Source organism: Listeria aquatica FSL S10-1188, assembly GCF_000525795.1.
Classification (GTDB): Bacteria; Bacillota; Bacilli; order Lactobacillales; family Listeriaceae; genus Listeria; species Listeria aquatica.
Genome location: NZ_AOCG01000026.1, coordinates 1 through 4,723, shown reverse-complemented (window position 1 = coordinate 4,723; position 4,723 = coordinate 1). Strand labels below are relative to the sequence as shown.

Annotated in this window: 1 tRNA gene and 3 rRNA genes; all 4 read right to left on the bottom strand. The window is 52.1% G+C overall.

The window, feature by feature from the left end:
• Positions 1–74, bottom strand: a tRNA-Val gene (locus tag MAQA_RS13300).
• A gap of 13 nt (positions 75–87) precedes the next feature.
• Positions 88–203: ribosomal RNA gene (gene rrf, locus MAQA_RS13295) — 5S ribosomal RNA — on the bottom strand.
• 77 nt (positions 204–280) lie between these two features.
• A 23S ribosomal RNA gene (locus tag MAQA_RS13290) occupies positions 281–3,211 on the bottom strand.
• A 236-nt stretch (positions 3,212–3,447) separates the two neighbouring features.
• Positions 3,448–4,723, bottom strand: a 16S ribosomal RNA gene (locus tag MAQA_RS13285); the annotation flags it as partial.

The window sequence follows — 4,723 nt, the reverse complement described above, 5'->3', positions numbered from 1 at the left end:
TGGAGGTTAACGGGATCGAACCGCTGACCCTCTGCTTGTAAGGCAGATGCTCTCCCAGCTGAGCTAAAACCTCCAAAATAACACCTTGCCCGGCGGCGACCTACTCTCACAGGGGGAAGCCCCCAACTACCATCGGCGCGGAGAAGCTTAACTACCGTGTTCGGGATGGGAACGGGTGTGACCTTCTCGCCATAGCCACCAGACAAGGAATATGAAAGAACGTTGTTCTCTCAAAACTAGAGAAGAAAAGCGTGTGAACCAGAATCTGAAAGTTCTTTTTAAGGTTAAGTCCTCGATCGATTAGTATTTGTCCGCTCCATATGTCGCCATACTTCCACTCCAAACCTATCTACCTGATCATCTTTCAGGGATCTTACTTTCTTAAAGAAATGGGAAATCTCATCTTGAGGGGGGCTTCACGCTTAGATGCTTTCAGCGTTTATCCCGGCCGCACATAGCTACCCAGCGATGCTCCTGGCGGAACAACTGGTACACCAGCGGTGCGTCCATCCCGGTCCTCTCGTACTAAGGACAGCTCCTCTCAAATTTCCTGCGCCCGCGACGGATAGGGACCGAACTGTCTCACGACGTTCTGAACCCAGCTCGCGTGCCGCTTTAATGGGCGAACAGCCCAACCCTTGGGACCGACTACAGCCCCAGGATGCGACGAGCCGACATCGAGGTGCCAAACCTCCCCGTCGATGTGGACTCTTGGGGAGATAAGCCTGTTATCCCCGGGGTAGCTTTTATCCGTTGAGCGATGGCCCTTCCATGCGGAACCACCGGATCACTAAGCCCGACTTTCGTCCCTGCTCGACTTGTCAGTCTCGCAGTCAAGCTCCCTTGTGCCTTTACACTCTGCGAATGATTTCCATCCATTCTGAGGGAACCTTTGGGCGCCTCCGTTACTCTTTAGGAGGCGACCGCCCCAGTCAAACTGCCCACCTGACACTGTCTCCCCACGCGCTAAGCGTGGCGGGTTAGAATGGTCATACAGCGGGGGTAGTATCCCACCAGCGCCTCCTCGTATGCTGGCGCACACGATTCAATGGCTCCTACCTATCCTGTACAAGCGGTACAAACATTCCATATCAGGTTGCAGTAAAGCTCCACGGGGTCTTTCCGTCCTGTCGCGGGTAACCTGCATCTTCACAGGTACTATAATTTCACCGAGTCTCTCGTTGAGACAGTGCCAGATCGTTGCGCCTTTCGTGCGGGTCGGAACTTACCCGACAAGGAATTTCGCTACCTTAGGACCGTTATAGTTACGGCCGCCGTTTACTGGGGCTTCAATTCTGAGCTTCGCAAGAAGCTAACCCATCCTCTTAACCTTCCAGCACCGGGCAGGCGTCAGCCCCTATACGTCACCTTACGGTTTTGCAGAGACCTGTGTTTTTGCTAAACAGTCGCCTGGGCCTATTCACTGCGGCTCTCTCGGGCTTTCACCCTATCAGAGCACCCCTTCTCCCGAAGTTACGGGGTCATTTTGCCGAGTTCCTTAACGAGAGTTCTCTCGCTCACCTTAGGATTCTCTCCTCATCTACCTGTGTCGGTTTGCGGTACGGGCAGTCTTTCTCTCCTTAGAGGCTTTTCTTGACAGCGTGAAATCAGGAACTTCCGTACTCAATTTCCTTCCCCATCACAGCTCATGCTTCACAAGAAGCGGATTTGCCTACTTCTTACACTCACTGCTTGGACGCACTCTTCCATCCGTGCGCTTCCTTATCCTTCTGTGTCACCCCATCGTCAAACAACAAAGACTGGTACAGGAATCTCAACCTGTTGTCCATCGCCTACGCCTATCGGCCTCGGCTTAGGTCCCGACTAACCCTGAGCGGACGAGCCTTCCTCAGGAAACCTTAGATATTCGGTGGAAGGGATTCTCACCCTTCTTTCGCTACTCATACCGGCATTCTCACTTCTAAGCGCTCCACTAGTCCTTCCGGTCTAGCTTCTTCGCCCTTAGAACGCTCTCCTACCACGAATCCCTTACGGGATTCATCCACAGTTTCGGTAATACGTTTAGCCCCGGTACATTTTCGGCGCGGGGTCACTCGACCAGTGAGCTATTACGCACTCTTTCAAGGATGGCTGCTTCTAAGCCAACCTCCTGGTTGTCTAAGCAACCCCACATCCTTTTCCACTTAACGTATATTTGGGGACCTTAACTGGTGGTCTGGGCTGTTTCCCTTTCGACTACGGATCTTATCACTCGCAGTCTGACTCCCGAGGATAAGTCAATGGCATTCGGAGTTTATCTGAATTCGGTAACCCGAGAGGGGCCCCTAGTCCAAACAGTGCTCTACCTCCATGACTCTTACCTCGAGGCTAGCCCTAAAGCTATTTCGGAGAGAACCAGCTATCTCCAAGTTCGATTGGAATTTCTCCGCTACCCACACCTCATCCCCGCACTTTTCAACGTACGTGGGTTCGGACCTCCAGTAAGTATTACCTTACCTTCATCCTGGACATGGGTAGATCACCTGGTTTCGGGTCTACGACCTGTTACTCAAAACGCCCTATTCAGACTCGCTTTCGCTACGGCTCCGCTTTTTCCGCTTAACCTTGCAACAAATCGTAACTCGCCGGTTCATTCTACAAAAGGCACGCTATCACCCATTAACGGGCTCTAACTACTTGTAGGCACACGGTTTCAGGTACTCTTTCACTCCCCTCCCGGGGTGCTTTTCACCTTTCCCTCACGGTACTGGTTCACTATCGGTCACTAGGGAGTATTTAGCCTTGGGAGATGGTCCTCCCGGATTCCGACGGAATTTCACGTGTTCCGCCGTACTCAGGATCCACTCGGGAGAGAAGACCATTTCGACTACCGGGCTGTTACCGTCTCTGGCGGGCCTTTCCAAGCCGCTTCATCTATCGCCTTCTTTTATCACTCCACAATGAGTGTCCTACAACCCCAAGAAGCAAGCTTCTTGGTTTGGGCTCTTTCCGTTTCGCTCGCCGCTACTCAGGAAATCGAATTTTCTTTCTCTTCCTCCGGGTACTAAGATGTTTCAGTTCCCCGGGTCTGCCTTCCCTACGCTATGTATTCACGTAAGGATTCTATCCGACTAAAGATAGAGGGTTCCCCCATTCGGAAATCTCTGGATCAACGCTTACGTACAGCTCCCCAAAGCATATCGGTGTTAGTCCCGTCCTTCTTCGGCTCCTAGTGCCAAGGCATCCACCGTGCGCCCTTCCTCACTTAACCTCATCCTTCTTACGAAGGTGTTGTTGTGTTTTCATAAACGTGCGATCGCTTATGAAAACGGAAAGATTCTTTCTCGGTTTGATTCTCGGTTTTGGTTGAAGAAAAACCTACGGTTTCTCTTCATCTTTTTACACTAACTTTTCTTATCTAGTTTTCAAAGAACACGTTTTGAGAGATGAACCTCTCAAAACTGAACAAAAGAAGGGAAAAAGATTCACAGGTTTCCTTATCCTTAGAAAGGAGGTGATCCAGCCGCACCTTCCGATACGGCTACCTTGTTACGACTTCACCCCAATTATCTGTCCCACCTTCGGCGGCTGGCTCCATAAAGGTTACCCTACCGACTTCGGGTGTTACAAACTCTCGTGGTGTGACGGGCGGTGTGTACAAGGCCCGGGAACGTATTCACCGCGGCATGCTGATCCGCGATTACTAGCGATTCCGGCTTCATGTAGGCGAGTTGCAGCCTACAATCCGAACTGAGAATGGTTTTATGGGATTGGCTTCACCTCGCGGCTTCGCTACCCTTTGTTCCATCCATTGTAGCACGTGTGTAGCCCAGGTCATAAGGGGCATGATGATTTGACGTCATCCCCACCTTCCTCCGGCTTGCACCGGCAGTCACTTTAGAGTGCCCAACTAAATGCTGGCAACTAAAATCAAGGGTTGCGCTCGTTGCGGGACTTAACCCAACATCTCACGACACGAGCTGACGACAACCATGCACCACCTGTCACTTTGCCCCCGAAGGGGAAGCTCTGTCTCCAGAGTGGTCAAAGGATGTCAAGACCTGGTAAGGTTCTTCGCGTTGCTTCGAATTAAACCACATGCTCCACCGCTTGTGCGGGCCCCCGTCAATTCCTTTGAGTTTCAACCTTGCGGTCGTACTCCCCAGGCGGAGTGCTTAATGCGTTTGCTGCAGCACTAAGGGGCGGAAACCCCCTAACACTTAGCACTCATCGTTTACGGCGTGGACTACCAGGGTATCTAATCCTGTTTGCTCCCCACGCTTTCGCGCCTCAGCGTCAGTTACAGACCAGAGAGCCGCCTTCGCCACTGGTGTTCCTCCATATATCTACGCATTTCACCGCTACACATGGAATTCCACTCTCCTCTTCTGCACTCCAGTCTCCCAGTTTTGAGTGACCCTCCTCGGTTGAGCCGAGGGCTTTCACACCCAACTTAAGAAACCGCCTGCGCGCGCTTTACGCCCAATAATTCCGGACAACGCTTGCCACCTACGTATTACCGCGGCTGCTGGCACGTAGTTAGCCGTGGCTTTCTGGTTAGATACCGTCAGGGGATGAATAGTTAACTCATCCTTGTTCTTCTCTAACAACAGTGCTTTACGATCCGAAAACCTTCTTCACACACGCGGCGTTGCTCCGTCAGACTTTCGTCCATTGCGGAAGATTCCCTACTGCTGCCTCCCGTAGGAGTCTGGGCCGTGTCTCAGTCCCAGTGTGGCCGATCACCCTCTCAGGTCGGCTATGCATCGTGGCCTTGGTAGGC